This is a genomic window from Sphingomonas faeni, from assembly GCF_023195535.1.
GTDB classification, from domain to species: Bacteria; Pseudomonadota; Alphaproteobacteria; order Sphingomonadales; family Sphingomonadaceae; genus Sphingomonas; species Sphingomonas faeni_B.
Genome location: NZ_JALPNF010000001.1, coordinates 440,782 through 461,411 on the forward strand (window position 1 = coordinate 440,782; position 20,630 = coordinate 461,411).

13 protein-coding genes are annotated in these 20,630 nt (G+C 67.5%); 6 read left to right on the forward strand and 7 right to left on the reverse strand.

The annotated features are described in order from the left end of the window. Positions 1-50 precede the first annotated feature (50 nt). Together SPHN_RS01825 and SPHN_RS01830 are read right to left on the reverse strand one after the other, a co-directional pair. Entirely contained in the window at positions 51-944 is an 894-nt protein-coding gene (locus SPHN_RS01825) for a glycosidase (RefSeq protein ID WP_248520766.1), read from the reverse strand. Positions 945-948: 4 nt separating this feature from the next. Beyond that, complete coding sequence (locus tag SPHN_RS01830) at positions 949-1,713, reverse strand: SDR family NAD(P)-dependent oxidoreductase (protein WP_248520767.1); 765 nt, start codon at positions 1,711-1,713, stop codon at positions 949-951. Positions 1,714-1,910: 197 nt separating this feature from the next. Here SPHN_RS01830 and SPHN_RS01835 point away from each other — a divergent pair, with 197 nt between their 5' ends. Genes SPHN_RS01835 through SPHN_RS18490 form a run of 4 tightly spaced genes read left to right on the forward strand, consistent with a single transcriptional unit; the run spans position 1,911 to position 9,515 of the window. Beyond that, positions 1,911-5,324 (forward strand): glycosyl hydrolase 2 galactose-binding domain-containing protein, encoded by a 3,414-nt coding sequence (locus SPHN_RS01835; RefSeq protein ID WP_248520768.1) that lies wholly within the window; start codon positions 1,911-1,913, stop codon positions 5,322-5,324. Then, the gene (locus SPHN_RS01840) at positions 5,321-7,276 is read left to right on the forward strand and encodes a glycoside hydrolase family 97 protein (protein WP_248520769.1); all 1,956 of its coding nucleotides are present in this window, start codon (positions 5,321-5,323) and stop codon (positions 7,274-7,276) included. The genes SPHN_RS01835 and SPHN_RS01840 overlap by 4 nt, the downstream gene beginning before the upstream one ends. Then, positions 7,273-8,022 (forward strand): SGNH/GDSL hydrolase family protein, encoded by a 750-nt coding sequence (locus SPHN_RS01845; RefSeq protein WP_248520770.1) that lies wholly within the window; start codon positions 7,273-7,275, stop codon positions 8,020-8,022. Before SPHN_RS01840 ends, SPHN_RS01845 begins: the two co-directional genes overlap by 4 nt. Next, positions 8,019-9,515, forward strand: coding sequence for a carboxylesterase/lipase family protein (locus SPHN_RS18490; RefSeq protein ID WP_248520771.1), 1,497 nt, complete (start codon positions 8,019-8,021; stop codon positions 9,513-9,515). Before SPHN_RS01845 ends, SPHN_RS18490 begins: the two co-directional genes overlap by 4 nt. Here the strand turns inward: SPHN_RS18490 and SPHN_RS01855 are convergent, their stop codons facing one another. The 3 genes from SPHN_RS01855 to SPHN_RS01865 all read right to left on the reverse strand — a co-directional run bounded on the left by SPHN_RS01855 (position 9,516) and on the right by SPHN_RS01865 (position 13,756). Beyond that, positions 9,516-10,748 carry an ROK family transcriptional regulator gene (locus SPHN_RS01855; protein WP_248520772.1) on the reverse strand — a complete coding sequence of 411 codons (1,233 nt, stop codon included), beginning with the start codon at positions 10,746-10,748 and terminating at the stop codon, positions 9,516-9,518. Positions 10,749-11,049: 301 nt separating this feature from the next. After that, positions 11,050-12,864 carry a DUF885 domain-containing protein gene (locus tag SPHN_RS01860; protein ID WP_432715046.1) on the reverse strand — a complete coding sequence of 605 codons (1,815 nt, stop codon included), beginning with the start codon at positions 12,862-12,864 and terminating at the stop codon, positions 11,050-11,052. An 82-nt stretch (positions 12,865-12,946) separates the two neighbouring features. Beyond that, on the reverse strand, positions 12,947-13,756 hold the full coding sequence (locus tag SPHN_RS01865; protein ID WP_248520774.1) for a class I SAM-dependent methyltransferase: 810 nt from the start codon (positions 13,754-13,756) through the stop codon (positions 12,947-12,949). Positions 13,757-13,903: 147 nt separating this feature from the next. Here SPHN_RS01865 and SPHN_RS01870 point away from each other — a divergent pair, with 147 nt between their 5' ends. Together SPHN_RS01870 and SPHN_RS01875 are read left to right on the forward strand one after the other, a co-directional pair. Beyond that, on the forward strand, positions 13,904-14,164 hold the full coding sequence (locus SPHN_RS01870) for a DksA/TraR family C4-type zinc finger protein (RefSeq protein WP_248520775.1): 261 nt from the start codon (positions 13,904-13,906) through the stop codon (positions 14,162-14,164). Positions 14,165-14,355: 191 nt separating this feature from the next. Further along, entirely contained in the window at positions 14,356-15,219 is an 864-nt protein-coding gene (locus tag SPHN_RS01875; RefSeq protein WP_248520776.1) for an exonuclease domain-containing protein, read from the forward strand. 30 nt (positions 15,220-15,249) lie between these two features. Here the strand turns inward: SPHN_RS01875 and SPHN_RS01880 are convergent, their stop codons facing one another. Together SPHN_RS01880 and putA are read right to left on the reverse strand one after the other, a co-directional pair. Next, on the reverse strand, positions 15,250-16,863 hold the full coding sequence (locus SPHN_RS01880; RefSeq protein ID WP_248520777.1) for a M28 family peptidase: 1,614 nt from the start codon (positions 16,861-16,863) through the stop codon (positions 15,250-15,252). A gap of 63 nt (positions 16,864-16,926) precedes the next feature. Next, complete coding sequence (putA, locus tag SPHN_RS01885) at positions 16,927-20,535, reverse strand: trifunctional transcriptional regulator/proline dehydrogenase/L-glutamate gamma-semialdehyde dehydrogenase (RefSeq protein WP_248520778.1); 3,609 nt, start codon at positions 20,533-20,535, stop codon at positions 16,927-16,929. Positions 20,536-20,630: the final 95 nt, after the last annotated feature.

A 20,630-nucleotide genomic window follows, 5' to 3' on the forward strand; every position in this document is an offset into this window, starting at 1 on the left:
CTCCGTCGCCAAACGGCGCCACCTCCCCCTGGCGGGGGAGGATCAAGACACTATCGCGAATACACCCCGATCAGCGCACGCCGCAGCATCCGGTCCTCCAGCGAGAAATACAGCGCGATCCGGTCGCCCTCGATCACCGTCGACGCGGCAAAGGCGATATCGGTCGCCTCGCGGCTGAGCGCGGGCGGCGGCACCAGCATCGGCTCGATCCCGCGCCCGGTCACGCGCGTGAACGCCGGATCGAAGCTGATCCAGCCGATCCGCCAACGCGCGTCATGCGTCGCGCCGTTATAGAACATCACCGGGTCCCGGTCGCCGACCTGGATGATAGGCCCGGTCGACAGGTGCCAATTGTCCCAGCTGTCCTCGCGGATCCCGAACGGATCGGGCAGCACGGTCCACGGGCCCTTTGCGGTCGGTGCGCTGGCCATGCCGATCCGCGACGCCTCGTTCGCGGCATATTCGTAGAACAGCCGCCAGTCGCCCACCGAGGTCTGCGCCAGCGTCGCCTCCTTGATGTTGCCCTCGCCCGGTGGCGCCTTGAGCACCAGATCCTCCTTCGCCAGCGCGGTGAGCTCGCGCCCCGCCGCGAGGATCATCGAGCCCTGCGCACGCGCCGCATCGACGCCGGTATAATAGACCAGATATTCGCGGTCGGTGACGAGCACGGTCGGATCCTCGCACCCGCCGAGATCGGCCGGCCCCGGTCCCGGCACGATCGCCAGCCCCGGATCCATCTGGAAATGCAGCCCGTCCCTGCTCGCCCCACCAGCGATGATCCCGGTCGGATCATGCGCCCCAAGCGGATGCGGCACCCCGCGGATCATCACGCGGTACAGCTCGCCTTCCTTCCACACGAACGGACTCATCAGGTCCATCCCGTCGATCGGCGACGCCGCCGAGATCGTCACGGTGTCGAGCTGCTCGACGACATAACTCAGCATCGGATCAGGCCCCCTGTGCGACGGTCAGCGACAGCGCACCGTCGATCGTCACCGTCGTACCGGTGATATAGTCCGCCGCCGGCGACAGCAGGAACACGACCAGCGCAGCGACCTCGTCGGGCCGCCCCGCACGCTTCCACGGGATCGCCGCTTCCTTCGCCGCCAATTCCTCCGGATGATCGAGCGCGGACTGGTTCATTGGCGTCAGGATCATCCCCGGCGCGACGCCGTTGACCGCGATCCCCTTCGGCGCGAGTTCGAGCGCGAGCGTCGCGGTCAGCTGCGACAGTCCACCCTTGGCCGAATCATAATCGACCCCGCCGGGCCGCGGCGCGCGTTCGTGGATCGACGAGATGTTGACGATCCGCCCCTTCGCCGCCTTCGCCTCCAGCGCGCGCACCATCCGCCGGCAGGTGAGGAACGGCCCGTACAGATCCGAGCGGATCACGCGGTCGAACTGCGCCAACTCCATGTCGACCAAATTGACCCCGGTCATGTTGAGCCCCGCCGAATTCACCAGCAGGTCGACCGTGCCGAACGCCTTTTCGGCTGCTGCGAACAGCGCTTCGACCGCCGCCTCGTCGCCGACATTGGTCTGCACTGCCATCGCGCGACCCTCACCGATCGACGCGCAGACCGCGTTCGCCGCCGCGACATCCTTGAAATAGGTGATCACGACGGGCGCACCGGCATCGCCCAACGCCTTGGCGCAGGCCGCGCCGATCCCCGATTCCCCACCCGTGACGATCGCGACCCGTTGCTCGAACATGGCTATTCCTGACGTCTATTTTCTCAGCCCGTCGCAAGCGCTTAACCGCGGCGCGGTGCAAATGAATTTGCTGTCAGGGACACAACATGATGCCGCCCGCGAACAATCTGCAATTCAATTTGGCTTTTTCCGAAGCCTGTGCTTGATACGACGCAGTTCGGCGGGGCGACCAAGATCCCGCTTCTGGGAGGATAGGAATGCGCAACCGTCTGTTCGCAAGCACGATTTCGATGCTGGCCTTGTGCGGCGCCACGGCTGCGACGTCGCAGACCTATGGCCCTTTCAACGTCGTCGCACCCGCGGGCGGGGACAGCGTCAGGACCGCGATCGGCGGCGATCGTGCCGTCGCGATCGATGCGCATAGTTGGACGATGTCGACCTGGCTCGAACCGAAAGCGATCCCGAACGGTACCGCTCTGGTTGCAGGATTTGGCGACGCCACGACCGGCGCGCGCCGCTATCTGGCGCTCGATCAGGGTCGCCCGAGCCTCGTCACCGAAGCTGGCATACTGACCGCCAAGAGCCACATCACGGCGGGCACATGGCATCATGTCGCCGCGACCTTCGACGGTACGCAGGCGCGGCTGTTCGTCGACGGGCGGCAGGTGGCGCAGCGTCGCCTGACGGTTGCACCGGTCGCCCCGGTCGCGACGATCGCCCCGCGGGGGGCCGGTCCGGTCTTCGCAGGCCGCGTCGCCGGGTTCGCGTTGCAGGTCGGCGCGCTCGATACAGCGGCGGTCCGTACGCAGGCGGGCACGACGCCCGATCCCGCGCTGACGCTGTATCAGAACGGCAGCCCCGACTGGCCGGTGCAGGTCCGCCAGTCGCTCGGCCAGACCGTCCAGCAGGATGCGTGGACGCGCCCCGTCTCGAAGGCCCCCTTCCCCGCGCCGATCGCCAAGCCGCTGCCGACCGGGCCCGCGATCGTCGCGGTCCGTCCCGGCGAGTGGACCATCGTTGGCTGGAAACTGGCCGAGGGGCCCAAGGTGACCGCGCCGGGCACGACGCTCAGCCGTGCCGGGTTCGATGCCTCGCGCTGGTATGTCGCGACGGTGCCGGGCACGGTGCTGACGACCCTGGTCGACCGCGGCGTCTATGCCGACCCCGCCTATGGTCTCAACAACATGACGATCCCAGAAGGCCTCGCGCGGCAGGATTACTGGTACCGTACCGAGTTCGACGCGCCGACCGAAACCACGGGCAAGCGTCAGGTGATCACCTTCGACGGCGTCAACTACAGCGCCGAAGTCTGGCTGAACGGCGCGCCGATCGGCACGATGAAGGGCGCGTTCGTCCGCGGGCGGTTCGACGTCACCGGCAAGCTGCGCCCCGGCCGCAACGCGATCGCGGTCAAGGTCTCGCCGCCCCCGCATCCCGGCATCGCACACGAGGAATCGCTGACCGCGGGCGTCGGCGAGAATGGCGGCATGATGATGCTCGACGGCCCGACCTTCGTCGCGACCGAAGGCTGGGACTGGATCCCCAGCATCCGCGACCGCAACACCGGCATGTGGCGCGGCGTGACGCTGACCACGAGCGGCGCGGCGACACTCGGCGACGCGCAGGTCGTCACGACCTTGCCCAAGGCGGACAATAGCGTCGCGGAGATCGAGATCGGCGTGCCGGTCGCCAATCCCACCGACCGCGCCGTCACCGCGATCGTCCGCGCGGCGTTCGACGGCGTCTCGGTCGAGAAGCCGGTGACGCTCGCCCCCGGTCAGACGACGACCGTGGTAATGAAGCCCGCCGACTTCCCGCAGCTGACGGTGCGCAATCCAAAGCTCTGGTGGCCAAACGGGTATGGCGACCCGGCGCTGCACGACCTGACTTTGACCGCGACCGTCGATGGCGCGACCAGCGACACCAGGCATGTCCGCTTCGGCATCCGCCAGGTCACCTACGACATCTCGCTGATGGACCAGGACGGCGATCTCGACCGCGTCGGCATCGACCTGTCGAAGGCGCGGCAGCGTGGCGAGCGGATCGTCGACGGCACGCACACCGGCATTCGCAAGGTGTCGAACGGCTGGGCCGCGAGCCTCGTCCCCGGTGCGGAAAAATCGCCCGCGGTGACCCCGATCAAGGGCCAGGACGGCCTGTCCCCCTATCTCGTGATCCGCGTCAACGGCGTGAAGATCGCCGCGCGCGGCGGCAATATCGGCATGGACGACTTCATGAAGCGCGTCGACCGCGCGCGCCTCGAGCCGTTCTTCCGCCTTCACAAGGACGCGCATCTCAACATCATCCGCAACTGGGTCGGCCAGAATACCGAAGACACTTTCTACGACCTCGCCGACGAATACGGCCTAATGATCCTCAACGATTTCTGGGAATCGACGCAGGATTACAATCTCGAGGCGCAGGATCCGGCGCTGTTCATGACCAACGCGACCGACGTCGTGAAGCGCTATCGCAACCACCCGTCGATCGTCGCCTGGTTCGGCCGCAACGAGGGCGTACCGCAGCCGATCCTCAACGAGGCGCTGGAGACTCTGATCGACAAGGAGGACGGCACGCGGCTCTATATGGGCTCGTCCAACCGCGTGAACCTGCAGAACTCCGGGCCGTATAACTGGCGCCCGCCGGTCGAATATTTCACCGAGCATGCCAAGGGCTTCTCGGTCGAGAGCGGCACGCCGTCGCTGCCGACGCTGGAGGCGTGGCAGCGCGCGATCCCCGCGGCGGACCAGTGGCCGATCAGCGACAGCTGGGCGTATCACGACTGGCACCAAACCGGGAACGGCGCGGTGAAGACGTACATGGACGTGCTCGGCACGCGGTTCGGCGCGGGCACCAGCCTCGCCGATTTCGAGCGCAAGGCGCAGATGATGCAGTATGAATCGTACCGCGCGATCTTCGAGGGGATGAACGCGCGGCTCTGGACCGAGCATAGCGGCCGCATGCTGTGGATGACGCAACCCGCCTGGCCGTCCTCGGCGTGGCAGATCTTCTCGTCGGACTATGACACGCAGGCATCGTTCTACGGGGTGAAGAAGGCGTCTGAGCCGGTCCATGTCCAGATGAACCTGCCCGACTGGAAGGTCGTGCTGGTCAACAACCGGCTCGCCGACCTGCGCGGCGTCAAGGTTACCGCCAAGGTCGTCAGCCTCGACAACCGCACGCTCGCCGATCGCACCGTGACGATCGCCGCCCCGCGCGAGGCGACCACCGATGCCTTCACGCTCGATTTCGCGCCGTTGCTGCAACAGGGCGTCGCGCTGGTCCGGCTCGAAGCCACCGATGCTGCGGGCAAGCGGCTGTCGACCAACTTCTACTGGCAGGCGAAGGACGATGCCGCGTTCCAGGCGCTCAACACGCTGGCCGCGGTGACGCTCGGCAGCACCGCGACCAGCCGGATCGACGGCGCGGAGACCGTCGCTACGGTGACGCTGACCAACGCCAGCGCGACGCCGGCGATCGAAACCAAGCTGACGGTGATGAACGCCGACGGCACGCAGGTCCTGCCGGCGTATTTCAGCGACAATTACGTCTCGCTGCTCCCCGGCGAGACCCGTGATATCGAGATCCGCTATCCGACCGCGAAGGCATCGTCGCCCAGCGTCACGCTACGCGGCTGGAACGTCGCCGCATCGCGCGTGGTGGCACGATGAGGGGCCTGATCCTCGCCGCAGCGTTACTGTCGACTGTCTCGGCCACGGCTTCAGCACAGTCGCTTGCCTCGCCGGACGGCCGCATCACCGTGACGCTGGGTACCAACGACCAGGACCAGCCGACCTACCGGCTCGATGTCGCGGGGCAGACGCTCCTGTCCCCATCGACGCTCGGACTGGAGTTCGAACATTATGCCAAGCTCGCGAACGGACTGAAGGTCGCGACCATCGATCGTCGTTCGGGCGCGGATCGCTACACACTGCCCGCAGGGAAAGTGTCGCGCGTCGACGAACGCTATAACGAGATCGTCGTGCATTATGCCGAGGCCGCCGCAACCGGGCGCAAACTCGATATCGTCCTGCGCGCCTACGACAGCGGGATCGCATTCCGCTACGCTATCCCGCGCCAGCCGACCCTCACCTCGGTGCGGATCGCCAACGAACTGAGCCAGTTCGCCTTCCCCGCCGATTATGCCTGTCACGGTCTCAATCTCGGCAGCTTCGGCACGAGCCACGAGGGGGAATATGATCCGGTGCGTGCTTCGGCGATCCGCCCGCATAACCTCTACGAACTGCCGCTGGTCTGCGCGACCGGGACTGGCGGCCCAGCGCTCGCCTTCGCCGAGGCGGACGTCACCGACTGGCCCGCAATGTACCTGACCGGCACCGAGACCGGCGCACTCGGCGTCGCCGCCAAGCTCGCCCGCCGCCCCGACGATCCCGATATCGCGGTGAAAGCCGAGGTCGGCGCCGGTCTGCGCTCGCCGTGGCGGGTCGTCATGGTCGGCGCAAACCCCGGTGCGCTGATCGAGAACACATTGCTCACCAGCCTCAACCCCGCGCCGGTCGGCGACTTCTCGTGGGTAAAGCCCGGCAAGACCGCTTGGGACTGGTGGTCCGGCCCGATCCTCGCGGGCGTGCCCAACGCCGGCACCAACGACGCCACGATCAAGCGCTTCATCGATTTCGCCGCGCAGACCGCACTGCCGTACATGATGATCGACGATGGCTGGTACGCGAACAGCGGCGACGGCGCGACGCTCCGTCCCGGTGCCGATCCGACCAAGCCGATCGCCGCGATCGACCTGCCCGGACTCGTTACGTACGGACGCCAGCGCGGCGTCGGCCTGATCGTGTGGATCCACTGGAAGCTGCTCGACCAGGATATGGACCGTATCCTCGACCAGGTTGCGGCATGGGGCGCCAAGGGGATCAAGGTCGACTTCATGAACCGCGACGACCAGGTCATGATCGGCTTCTACCACCGTCTCGCCGCGGCGACCGCCAGGCGTCACCTGCTGCTCGACCTGCACGGCGCGACGCATCCATGGGGCATGACGCGGACCTGGCCGAACTTCATCACGCAGGAGGGCGTGCTCGGCGCGGAATACAATAAATGGACGCGGCGGATCACCGCGCGGCACAACATCACGCTCGCCTATACGCGGATGCTCGCCGGGCCGATGGACTATACGCCGGGCGGGTATCGCAACCGCACACCCGCGACGTTCCGCATCACCGCGACCGCGCCCGAGGTCCAGACGACGCGTGCCGCCGGCCTCGCCATGTACGTGGTGTATGAGAGCCCACTCGGCAGCGTCGCGGACTCGCCCGACGCGTATCGCGGCCAGCCCGGGCTCGATTTCCTCCGCGACGTGCCGGCGACCTGGGACGAGACGCGCTTCCTGGCGGGCGACATCGGCGACTATGTCGCGATCGCGCGCCGCAAGGGAAAGCGCTGGTATATCGGCGCCATGACCGATGCCGCGCGCACCGTGACGCTCCCGCTCGGCTTCCTCGGCACCGGCAGATATGTTGCGCGTCGCTGGACCGATGGCACCGCGCCGACCGACCTGGTGACCGGGCGAACGACCGTGACCAAAGCAGACAGCCTGACCCTCGAACTGGCCGCGTCGGGTGGCGCCGCGGTTATCCTGGAGACCGAACGATGAAGTCCCTGCTCGTTGCCCTCTCGCTGGTTGCCATGGCCACGCCCACCGTCGCCCAGACCGAAGACGCCAAGGCCAAGGCGGCGCGCGAAGCCGAAGAGCGCCTGCACACCGACTGGGCCTGGCTCGGCCGCTATCAACAGGCCAATGCGGCGGTCCCTGCCAAGGGCGCACAGCCCCGCGTGGTGTTCATCGGCGACTCGATCACGCAAGGCTGGTTCGACATGGTCCCGGCGTTCTTTGCCGACAACAACCGCTTCGGTCGCGGCATCGGTGGGCAGACCACGCCGCAGATGGTGCTGCGCTTTCGCCAGGACGTGATCGACCTGAAGCCGGCGGTGGTGCAGATCATGGCGGGCACGAACGACATCGCCGGCAACACTGGACCGATGACGCCCGATCAGTCGAAGGCGAACATCATGACGATGGCCGAACTCGCGCGCGCGCACGGCATCCGCGTCATCGTAGCCTCGATCCCGCCGGCCGCGAACTTCCCTTGGCGTCCGGGTCTCGAAACCGCCGACAAGATCGCGGCGATGAATGCGTGGCTGAAGACCTACGCCGCGCAGACCAACTCGACCTATGCCGATTACTGGACCGCGCTGCATGATGGCAAGGCGTTGCGCGCGAGCCTGACCTATGACGGCGTCCATCCGAACAAGGATGGCTATGCGGTGATGGGCCCGGTCGCCGAAGCCGCGATCCGCTCGGCACTGGCCAAGCCTGCGCCTAAGGCGATCGCCCGGTGATCCTCGCGCTCGCGCTCGCCGCCGCTGCTGCTCCGGCTGCTTCTGGCCCGGTGGTCCGTACCGACGACGGACCGGTCCACGGTGCCGCGCTCACCGGTGGCGGCGCAGTGTTTCGTGGCATCCGGTTCGCCAAACCGCCGGTCGGCCCGCTGCGCTGGCGGGCGCCCGAGCGCCCCGCACCCTGGACCAAGCCCGTCGACACGATCGCCGAGCACCCCGCCTGCGCGCAGCTGGTCTATGGCGACTGGAATCGCGCTGCCGCCCAGACCAGTTCCGAAGACTGCCTATTCCTCGACGTCCGCACGCCGACGCTGGCCGATGCGGATACAGCGGCCAAGCCCCTCCCCGTCCTCGTCTGGATCCACGGCGGAGCGAACCGGGCAGGCGCTGGCGGCGGCACGGTGGAGTCGAAGATTACCGATTCCGGCATCGTCCTGGTCAGCGTCCAGTACCGGCTCGGCGCGCTCGGCTTCCTGTCGCACCCTGCGCTCAGCCGCGAACAAGGCGGCCATTCGGGCAACTACGCCCTGATGGACCAGCAGGCCGCACTCGGCTGGGTCCAGCGCAACATCGCGCGGTTCGGCGGCGACCCCCGTCGCGTCACGATCGCCGGTGAATCCGCCGGCGCGCAGGACGTCGCGCTGCACCGCCTCGCCCCAGCCTCGCGCACGCTGTTCGCGCAGGCGATCCAGGAAAGCGGTACCGCCGGCTTCGGTGTCGCGCCGCGGAGCCTTGCACAAAACGAGCGTCTCGGCGCGCTGATCGCCACGACCGCCGGGCTGCCCGCGGCGGCGACCGCGGCCCAGCTCCGCACGCTACCCGTGGACTCTATCCTCGCCGCGCAGGACGCGGTGGACGTCCCCGATCTCGACGACGACAGCTTCATCTGGTTGCAGGCGGTGGTCGATGGTCGCGTCCTGACCGACACACCCGCGCATCTGCTCGCTACCGGAAAGGTCTCGCGCGCGCCGCTGATCGCCGGCGTCAACGCACGCGAACTGACACTGCATGGCGGCCTGCCTGCGGCGGCCGCGACGATCCGCCGTGAATTCGGACCGAATGCCGATCGTGCAGCGGCGCTCTACGGGCTCCAGTCGGGCGGCACCCCGGTCACCGACCCGAGGCTCAGCGACGTCACGGTGCAGCTTGCCAACGACCTCACCTTCCGCTGCCCCACCGTCGCGCTTTCGAAGGCGTTGACGCGGGTCGGCGTCCCGGTCTGGCAGTATCAGTTCGATTATGCGCGACCGGGCGGCACCGTCAGCCACGCAAGCGAACTCGGCTATGTCTTCAATGCCGCCAAACCCGGCGAGCCGCCGCTTCAGGCCTATTGGACGAACTTCGTGAAGACCGGCAATCCCAACGGCGCCGGCCTGCCGCACTGGCCGCTCTATTCGCATAGTGCCCGCGGGTATCTGGCGTTCGACCAAGCGGGCCCGGTTGCCCGCAAGGACCTTCGCGGCCCGATCTGTGCGTTGCGCGACGCGCCCTGATCAGGACTTGATCAGGATCGCATCGGACGGCAGCATTCGATCGAGGAACGGCAGGATCGCTGCACCCACCGCCGGTGCGTCGCGCGACAGCGTGGCACGGCGGATCGGTGCGGACGCGGGGATGTTCGGTGCGGCCTCGCTCAGCTTGCGATGCGCCTCGCCCGCCAGCCGGTCGAGAAGTTCGTCGGGAAGGCGTCCGCCGAGCAGGATCGCTGCCGGGTTCAGCAGGCAGTTGATCGCGGTCAGTGCCGGCACCAATGCGGTCGAGGCGTCGTCGAGCCAGGCCGCGAGATGCGCGGCATAGGCCGCCGGCAGCGACTGGGTCGGGTCCCAGTCGGCCATCGGCATGCCCGCTGCGTCGAGCCGCTCGGTCAGCGCGGACAGCGAGACGACGTCCTGCAGCACCCGCTTGGGATCACCGGTCAGCGGCAGGAACCCGATCTCGCCACTGCGCGCGGTGGCACCGCGGTAATAGGTACCATCGGTCACGATACCGCCACCGAGCCCTGCGCTGACCAGGATATAGAAGAAACTGGCATGGTCGAGGCCGCTGCCGAACTCTGCTTCCCCGATTGCGGCGGCGGCCGCATCATTGTCGATATGGATCGACCATGGCACCACGTCGGCCAGCAGCGCCTGCAGGTCGACGTCGCCCCACCGTTCATATCCCTCGGGCCGATGTGGCAGCACGACCCGCCCGAGATCGTCGGGCAATGCCACCCCCACTCCCAGCACGCGGTCGGTGCGGATCACGTCGGTCTGGTAGATCTCGGCAATGCCCGCCCGGACGATCTCGACGACATCTTCCGGCATTGCGAACGCGATCTGACGCGTAAACCGCGATCGGACGGTACCAGCGAGATCGAGCGATACGAGGGTCACGTGATCGCGGTCGATGTTCAGACCGATCGCGAAACACCCATCCGGGTTGATCCGTAGCCGCACCGCGGGTTGCCCCCGTGCGCCCGTCCGGCGACCTGCGTCGACGATCAGCTCGGAATCGAACAATCGTCCGGTAATATTCGCGATGGTCGGCGACGTCAGATTCGTCATCGTCGCGATTTCGCTGCGCGTGATGTCCGGATTGCGGCGTATCACCTGCAGCACGACGCGCTGGTTATAGTCGCCGGCACGTTCGAGGTTCGTCCCGGACAAGCTCGGTCCCAGGCGCACCGCACGCTCGTCCGCGGTTACCCCGCCCTGGATCGACGGCTCGAAGTCCGAAAAGTTCAACCTGGTATCCGATCCAAGACGCGGTCCGAGTTATGGAGGCAAGTATAACCTATGCCACTACCAGTTCGGGCGAGCGCGTGAATCGGCATATGCTGTCGACGGTCATTCGCCATTTGAAATCCCCGGAATATGAATCATTCTCCCCTCCCGACGCCGACCACCAAACATTATAGTTTGGTATTATCGAAGGTCTCGGACCCGCGCCGGCAAGTCAACATCGATGGCGACATCAATCAAGAAAATTCCCGCCGGCCAAGCCCTTCACAGCATTAGGCGGGCATTGACCGGATGGCTTTCATCGTTAGCCGGCTTTGCCGCTAGTCTCGATCCAGCGATCGATCTTCTTCTCCAGCACCGGCATCGGCAGCGCGCCGGTATCGAGCACCTGCGCATGGAAGCCGCGCGGATCGAACTTCGCGCCCAGCGCCGCCTTCGCCTTCGCCTTGGTCCGCGCGATCGTCAGCTGGCCGATCTTGTACGCCAGCGCCTGCCCCGGAATCGCGATGTAGCGCTCGACCTCGGCGGTCGCGTCGGTCCGCGCCATCGGCGAGTTGGCGAGCATGTAGGCGATCGCCTGGTCGCGCGTCCAACCCTTGGCATGGATGCCGCTATCAACGACCAGCCGCATCGCGCGCAGCATCTCGTCGTTCAGCCCGCCCATCCGCTGATACGAGTCGGTTTCGACGCCGAGTTCCTTCCACAGGCTCTCCGAATACAGCGCCCAGCCCTCGACATAGGCGGTATTCCCGCCGAACCGCATGAACGCCGGCAGCGCGGTGTTCTCCTGCGCGAGGCTGATCTGGAAATGATGCCCCGGCACGCCCTCGTGCAGGAATAGCGTCTCCATCTCCCAGGTGTAGCGCGAGGGCAGGTCATAGGTGTTGTAATAGAACACGCCCGGCCGCGTCCCGTCGGGCGTGCCGCCCTGGTACGAGCCACCCGCCTCGGTCTTCTCCTTGAACGCCGGCACTGCGCGGATCTCGAGCTTGGTCTTGGGCACCAGCGAGAACTGCTCGGGGATCCGCTGATAGATCTTCGTCTCGATCGCCTGATAGCCCTCGCGGAGCTTCTCGGCCGACGCAGGCGCGAACTTCGGATCGGTCCGCAGATAGGTGAAGAACTCGGGCAACGTCCCCTTGAAGCCGACCGCCCGTTTCTGCGTCTCCATGTCCTTCAGCAGCCGCGCGACCTCGGACAGACCCAGCGAGTGGACCGCGTCCGCCGACAACGGCAGCGTCGTGTTCTGCTCGATCAGATACGCATACAGCTTCGCCCCGCCCGGAATCGCCGACAAGCCCACGCTGTCACGTGCCTTGGCGCGGTATTCGTTGGCGAGGAAATCGCGCATCCGCTGTTCGGCGGGCAGGATCACGTCGCGGATCTGCGTGGCATAGGCGGTCCGCAACCGCACCTGGTCCGCCGCGCCGACGCTCGCCGGGAACGTCTTGAGCGGCCCCGCGAAGGTCGAGCGCTCGACGCCCTCCTTGATCAGATTGTCGAACTGGCCGATCATGTTGTCGACCACCAGCCGCGGCTGGACGATGCCGTCCTTCATTCCCTCGCGGAACAGCCCGATCGCGCGATCGAGCACCGCGGCATATTCGGCATTACGCTTCAGGTTGTTCTCGTAATCGACCAGCGTCTTGAACGGCGCGGCGCCCTGGCCTGAGGCGAAATCGGGATAGAAGGTCTGGAACCCCGAGAAATGATCCATCGGCAGGTCGCGCTGGATCTTCAGCAGGTCGGGCGCATAGCCGCGCAGCGTAATCCGCGTGTTCGTCTCGAACACGTCATACGCGATCTGGTCGACCGCGGACAATTTCGCGCGATCGATCCGCCCCAGCGCGGCGAGATCGGCCTCCGCCGCCGCCCGCTCGGCCGCAGTATACGCGTCGGTCAGATAGTCGCCGAGATGATCGGCATAGCGCAGGTCGCCGCGGAAGATAGCCGACACCGGGTTGCGCTTCAGGCTCGCCTCGTCGCTCGCGTAGAACAGCGCCTTGAGCTTCGTATCCTCGGCGCTGTCGCCGGCCTGCGCGGTCGGTGGCGGCAACGCCTGCCCGACCGCCGCGCTCGCGCCGGTTGTTGCAAGAAACGCAGCGAGCAGCAGCTTGATCGACACCGGCAAATTCCCCCACCGCAAACACGCGGCTATCGGGGAGGATTAGGCCGGGCGTCCAACCGCTGCAAGCAACGCTTTACCGCGGTTTGACGAACTTCAGCGTCATCCGGTCGCTCTCGCCGATCGCCGCATATTTCGCGCGGTCGACGTCCTTCAGCGCATAGCTCGGGGGCAGCGTCCACACGCCACTCGGCCAGTCCGCGCTGTCCTTCGGGTTCGCGTTGACCTCGGACTTGCCCGCCAGCTTGAACCCGGCCGCGGTCGCGAACCCGATCACCGAACTCGGCTTCATATAGCCGCTCTTCTCTTCGGCGGCGACGTCGCGCGCCTCGGGCAGCCGGTGTTCGACGACCCCCAGCGTGCCGCCCGGCTTGAGCATCTTGAACATCGCCGCGAACATCGCGCGCGCCCGATCCGCGCCACCGAAGCGCCAGTTATGGACGTTGCGGAACGTCAGCACGACATCGGCGCTGCCATCGGGCACGCCCGGCTGGCCGGCCTCGGCCGGGAACGCCGCGAGCCGAACCTTGCCATATACCGCGGCGTTCTTGGCCTGCATCGCGCGCACGCCGTTGAGGCCCTTTTCCCACGGGCCCGCCGCGTAATAGGCACCGCCGCGCGCGGTCAGCGGCGCGAGGATCTCGGTATACCAACCGCCCGACGGCCAGATCTCGACGACCGTGTCGGTCGGCTTAACCCCGAAGAACGCGAGCGTCTGCGCAGGGTGGCGATACCGGTCGCGCGCGACATTAGCCGGCGTCCGCGTCGACCCTGCGACCGCGGCGGCGAGCGGCGCGGGTACGCGTTGCGCACTCGCCACGGTCGGTTCGCTGGCGACGAGCAAGGCTGGGGCGGCGCAAAGCATGAGACGGACAGAACGGTTCATCGTCGACCTTTCGGAATGAGCTGACCCGAGCGTGGCCCGAATGCGACCGATCCACAAGCCCACAGCCACAGCGCCGCCCCGTCCGCGCCTGGAAAAGGACAGCAGGATTACCCATATTCTTTAAGAGGTTGAGCAAAGGACAAGGCAATGGCGGGCGGCTGGACACGCGACGGCGCGGTACAGGATCAGATCGACGACACGGTGATGGACGCCGTGCTGGCCGCGCGTGCACGCATGCCGACCGGCGACAGCGAGCCGTATTGCGCGCAGTGCGGCGACGACATCCCCGAAGGACGTCGGCTGGCGATCCTTGGCGTACGCACCTGCGTCGCCTGCCAGAGCGGTCGCGATCGCCCCGCCTCCGCCCTCTTCAACCGCCGCGGCAGCAAAGACAGCCAGCTGCGATAGCAATATCTTTCGATCCTCCCCCGCCAGGGGGAGGTGGATCGCGCAGCGAGACGGAGGGGGAGAACACGGAGCAGAAGTTGCCCCTACCTCCCCCTCCGTCTGGCAAGCGCCAGCCACCTCCCCCTGGCGGGGGAGGATCGCGTGATTTGTCGTGACTTTACTTGGCCCAGCTTGATCGTCAGGGCAGACCCATGAGCGACGTGACGCACACATCCGCCCCACAAAACGACACCCCCGATTTCGTCGTGATCGACGTCGAGACCGCCTGCTCGCGCGTCAGCAGCATCTGCCAGATCGGCATCGTCGGCTTCAAGAACGGCCGCGAGATCTTCGAATACGAGACGCTGCTCGACCCGCGCGACATATTCGAGGTCTTCAACACACGGATCCACGGCATCGCCGAGCATCACGTCGTCGGCCAGCCGACCTTTGCCGACGTCCACGCCATCGTCCACGGCCATCTGACCGGCCGCACCACCGTCGCGCATTCCTATTTCGACAAGGGCGCACTGGCCGCCGCCTGCCGCGTCCACGATCGCGCGATGATCGAGACGACCTGGCTCGACAGCGTCCGCGTCGCCAAGCGCGCCTGGCCCGATCTCGAAAGCCACCGCCTCGGTCTCCTCGCCCGCTATCTCGGGATCACCCACAAGCATCACGACGCGCTCAGCGACGCGCGCGCCGCCGGCTGGGTGATCGTCAAGGCGAGCGAGCATACCGGCCTGTCGCTCGCCGACTGGCTCGCCCCGCCGCGCGTCGCCGGCCCTGCCCCGCGGGCCGCGGACGATGGCCCCCTCAAAGGCGAACGCGTCGCGATCCTCGGCGAGCCGCGCGACGGCAAGCTGGCGCACCTAGCCGCCGGGCTGGGCGCGCGCGTGATGACCGGGGTCGGCAGTTCGACGACGCTGCTGGTCGTCGCCGGCCGCGAACCGTTCGGGCGCGCGGTCCGGTCGAGTGCCGCGTTCCTGAAGGCGGAAGAACTGCGCCGCGATGGCGCACCGCTCCGGATCGTCGCGAGCGATGCGTTGCGAACGATGGCGGCGCTCCGGTCCTAACCCGCGATGCTTCGCCGCCGCTGATCGCGCCTAGCGCCGTTCCGCAGCCGTCTTCGCCCGCTCGACCGCAAACGGCTCGCTGGCGTTCCAGCCGGGCCAGTTCGTCCCCTGCGCCACTTCGCGACCGAGCGCATAGGCCACGCTGCCCTCCTGTGCCGCACCGGTCATGTCCCAGCGCGCATCATATTCGTCGCAGGTCTGGTGATAGCAGCGCGCGTTGAACGCAGCGCGCTTCGCCTCACCCGCCGCGGCCCCGCCCGAGACGAGATCCCGCCCTGCGCGGAAATACACGCCCGGAACGCCCTTCTGCGCGAACGCATAATGATCGGAGCGGTAATACCACCCGGCCTCGGTATTCTCCTCGGGCACGATCCGCAGGCCTTGCGCGCCCGCGACCCGCGCGAGATCGGCCTCCATCGGCGTGCGCCCCACGCCGATCAGCTCGAGATCGCGTGTTCGCCCGAGCACGACGTGCGGATCTAGGTTGAACTGCGCCGCGGTGGTGGCAAGCGGCAGGACCGGGTGGTCGGCATACCAGCTTGCGCCGAGCAGACCCTTCTCCTCTGCCGTCCACAGCGCGAAGACGACCGAGCGTCGCGGCCGCGGGGCCTGCGTGAACGCACGCGCGATCTCGAGCAGCGTGGCGGTGCCGGTGCCGTTGTCGATCGCGCCGTTGCGGATCCGGTCGGCGGGCGGATCGAACGCGTTCTCGCCATACGCATCCCAGTGCGCGCCATACAGGATGCTGCCCGCAGCCGGGTCGGTGCCCGGCAGGATGCCGACGATATTGTGGCTCTCGGCACGATCCAGCCGTGTGTCGACCTGCGCATCGAGCGTCGCGCCCTTCAGTTCGACAGCGTGGAAGTCGGCGCGCTGCGCAGCGATCTTGGCCGCCTTGTAGTCGATCCCGCCCTGCCGCAGCAGCCGTACGCCGATGTCGTTGCGCAAATTGCCGCGAAGGCCGAACGCCGCCGGGATCGTCCCGGTATCGAGCGCATAGCCCGGCACCGCGTCGCCATTGGCGATCTGCAGCCACGGATAGCTAGCAGGAAACGTCTCGTGGATCGTCAGGAACGCCGCGGCGCCGCGCTTCTGCGCTTCGGTCAGCTTGGTCCGCGCCGCCGGACTCGACACGCGACCGCCAAAGCCGAGATCGCGCCCAGCCTCGACGTCGGGGTCGCCCGCCAGCGCCATCACGATCTTGCCCCGCACGTCGACGCCGCGGTACGGATCATAGCCGAGCGACGGCTCGACCACCCCGTAGCCGACGAACACGATCGGCACGCCGTCGAGCGCGGTCGTCCCGACGATCCGCGACGACGCCGCGATCTCGACACCGGGGTTCAGCTTCACCGACGTCTTGCCGAGGTGCAGCGTAAACGCCGCCTTTTCGCGGGTCCAGCGCAGCAACGGTACCCGCTGGCGATACCCACCGTCGGCCAGCGGTTGCAGCTTCAGATCCGCAAACCGGCGCGCGAGGAAATCGAGCGTGATCGGCTCGCCGATCTGCGTCGGCCCCCGTCCATGAAAGTCGTCGGCGCTGAGCGTCCGGACATCCGCCTTGATCCGCTCCGGCGACAATAGCGGAGCGGCAGGATCGGTCGCTGCGGTCAGCAGCATGAGCAGGGGCAGGATGCGGTTCATGCCGGCAGGGTGAACGGAAAACCCCGCCGGAACAAGCCGCTGTTTACGTGGCTCGGGTATCGCTTACGCCATGGCCATCAGGCTGGCATTGCCGCCCGCCGCGGTCGTGTTGATCGAGGTCGAGACTTCCTCGACCAGCCAGTCGAGCCGATAGCCTGCCGCTCCCGCCTGGGTCAGCACGATCGGCCCCGGCAGCGCCGCGATCGCCTGGTTCAGCGCGCGGACGCGCTCGGCATCGCCCTCGATCAGCGCGCCGGCATAAGGCCCCGCCGCCGCCCAATCCTCGACCCACCGCACGCGGGCGGCAACGCTCTTGGGAAGGTCCAGCGTCAACGCCGCCACATCGCCGACAACCAGATCGTTTCCGGACGCAAGCCCCGCCGCAAGCTGCGCGATCAGGCCCTCCCGCGTTGCCGGCAGCAGCAACACGGTGCCACGCGGATGGATCGCATAGACGTTGGTCTCGCCGACCGGACCGGCCAGTTCCGTCACACCGCCCAGCGGCGACGCCGCCGCGCAATCCCGAACGGCCTGCGCAGCGCCAGTATCACCGCGACCCTCGAGCCACGACGCGAACTCCGTCACCACCGGATCGCCCGAACCGGCCGCTCCGACATCCGCCCCCGTCACCAGCCGCCCGAGATACAGCGGCCCGCCTGCCTTCGGCCCGGTCCCCGACAGCCCGCGCCCGCCGAACGGCTGCACGCCGACCACCGCGCCGATCACGTTGCGGTTGATATACAGATTACCCGCCTGCACCCGCTGCGTGACGAACGCGATCGTCTCGTCGAGCCGCGTATGCAGCCCGAACGTCAGGCCGTACCCCGTCGCGTTGATCCGATCGATCAGCGTCCCCAGCTCGGCGCGCCGGAAGCGCACGACGTGCAGCACCGGCCCGAACACCTCGCGCTCCAGATCGGCGAGGTCGTCGAGTTCGATGATCGTCGGCGAGACGAACGTCCCCTGCGTGATGTCCCCGACCGGCGCGATCTGCTCGACCGGCCGCCCCAGCGCGCGCATCCGCTCGATATGCCCCTCGATGTTCATCTTCGCCTCGGCCGAGATCACCGGGCCGATATCGGTCGCCAGCGTATCGGTCCGCCCGATCCGCAACTCACGCAGCGCGCCCTTGAGCATCGCCAGCGTCCGGTCGGCGACGTCCTCCTGCAGGCACAGGATCCGCAGCGCCGAGCACCGTTGCCCCGCGCTATCGAACGCCGACGCGACCACGTCCGCGACCACTTGTTCGGCCAGCGCGGAGGAATCGACGATCATCGCATTCTGTCCGCCGGTCTCGGCAATCAGCGGAATCGGTGCCCCTGCCGGCGACACGCGCTTGGCGAGTTCCGCCTGGATCAGCCGCGCGACCTCGGTCGAGCCTGTGAACATCACCCCCATCGTCTCGTGCGCCGCGACCAGCGCCGCACCGATCGCGCCGTCACCCGGCACCAGGTGCAACACGTCCGCTGGGATCCCCGCCTCATGCAGGATCGCGATACCCTGCGCGGCGATCAGCGGCGTTTCCTCCGCCGGCTTCGCCAGCACCGCATTGCCCGCGACCAGCGCCGCGGCGACCTGCCCCGCGAAGATCGCGAGCGGGAAGTTCCACGGGCTGATGCACGTCACGACGCCGAGCGGCGCCTGCTCCGCCGGCAACAACCGCGCCTGCTGCGCATAATAGCGCAGGAAATCGATCGCCTCGCGCACCTCGGCGACCGCGTTCGCCAGCGACTTGCCCGCCTCGCGCATGACCAGCGGCAGCAATACGGGCATCCGCGCCTGCATCAGGTCCGCCGCCCGGTCGAAACACGCCGCGCGCTCCGTCACCGATACCGCAGCCCAACGCGGCGCCGCCTCTGCCGCCGTCCGCGCCAGCGCCAGCGCAGCGTCCGTTGACAGTTCGCAGACAGTCCCGACCTGGTCGCGGTGATCCGCCGGATTGAGCACAGCCCGCTCGGCGCCCTCAGTCCCCGCCCGCGCCGGCGCCAGCGCACCGCGGAACGTCTCGCTCAGCGTCGCGAGCACGGTCTCGTCGCTCGCATCGAGGCCGTCGGAATTGCGCCGCGTCCCATACAGGTCGCGCGGCAGGGCAATCGCCGGATGCGGCGCGCCCGGCACCGGCATCGCCCGCACCGTCGCGACCGGATCCACCACCAGTTCGGCGATCGCCACCGCAGGGTCGGCGATCCGGTTGACGAACGATGAGTTCGCCCCGTTCTCGAGCAGTCGCCGGACCAGATACGCCAGCAGCGTCTCATGCGTCCCGACCGGCGCATATATCCGGCACGGCCGGTTCAACCGATTGCCGCCAACGACCTCCTCATACAGCGGCTCGCCCATCCCGTAGAGGCACTGGAACTCGTAATCGCCGATCATGAAGTCGGGCCCGGCCATCGCGTGGATGGTCGCGAGCGTCTGCGCATTGTGCGTCGCGAACTGCGGGAACACCGCATCGCCTGCCGCGAGCAGCTTCCGCGCGCACGCGATATACGCGACGTCGGTATGCACTTTCCGCGTGTAGACCGGGAAGTCGGCGAGCCCGTCGACCTGCGCGCGCTTGATCTCCGCATCCCAATACGCGCCCTTGACCAGCCGGACCATGATCCGCCGGTCGGCACGCCGCGCGAGATCGACGATCCAGTCGAGCACGAACGGACAGCGCTTGCCGTACGCCTGCACGACGAAGCCGAGCCCGTTCCAGCCGCTGAGATCCGGGTCGGTCGCCAGGCTTTCGAGCAGATCGAGCGACAATTCGAGGCGATCCGCCTCTTCCGCGTCGATGTTGAGGCCGATGTCGTAGCGCTTCGCCAGCAGAGCGAGCGCCTTCACGTCGGGGAGGAGCTCTGCCATCACCCGCGCCGCCTGCGACCGGGCATAGCGCGGGTGCAGCGCCGACAGCTTGATCGAGATCCCCGGCCCGCCATAAATCCCGCGCCCGGCGGATGCCTTACCGATCGCATGGATCGCCGCGACGTAATCGCCGTGATAGCGCCGCGCGTCCTCCGCGGTCGTCGCGGCCTCGCCGAGCATGTCGTAGCTGTACTGGAAGCCCTCCGCCTCCGGACCCTTGGCATGCTTGAGCGCCTCGGCGATCGTCTGGCCGGCGACGAACTGCTCGCCCATCATCCGCATCGCCATCGCCACCCCGCCGCGGATCACGGGCTCGCCCGCGCGCGCGATCAGCCGGGTGAGCGCCGCACCCAGCCCCTTGTCGTCGACGCTCCCGGTCAGCTTGCCGGTCAGCGCGAGTCCCCAGGTCGCCGCATTGACGAACAACGATCGCCCCTCCGCCAGATGCGATGTCCAATCCCCGCCCGCGATCTTGTCACGGATCAACGCATCCCGCGTCTCCGCATCCGGAATCCGCAGCATCGCCTCCGCCAGGCACATCAGCGCGACGCCCTCCTGGCTTGACAGCGCATATTCCTGAACGATCCCCTCGACCCCGCCGCCCCGCTTTTTCGCCCGCAAGGCGGTGATCAGCGAGGTCGCGGTGCGCGTCGCATCCGCCGCGGTGGCTTCGTCGAGCGTCGCCTGATCGAGCAGCGGTGCGAGGCATGCGGCTTCGGGCCGTCGATACGCGGCGGTAATCGCGCGGCGGAAATCGCTCTGCGTGCGGATCGGCGGGGCAAAATCGGCAAACAATGGCGGAAGCGAAGATGTGTGCGGCATGCGGCGAGCCTCGTCTAGAACCTGACCAGACCGTAGCATGGACGCGATTGGCGATCCGCCTTATCGGTGGCATTATATCGGTCGGTTCAACCATT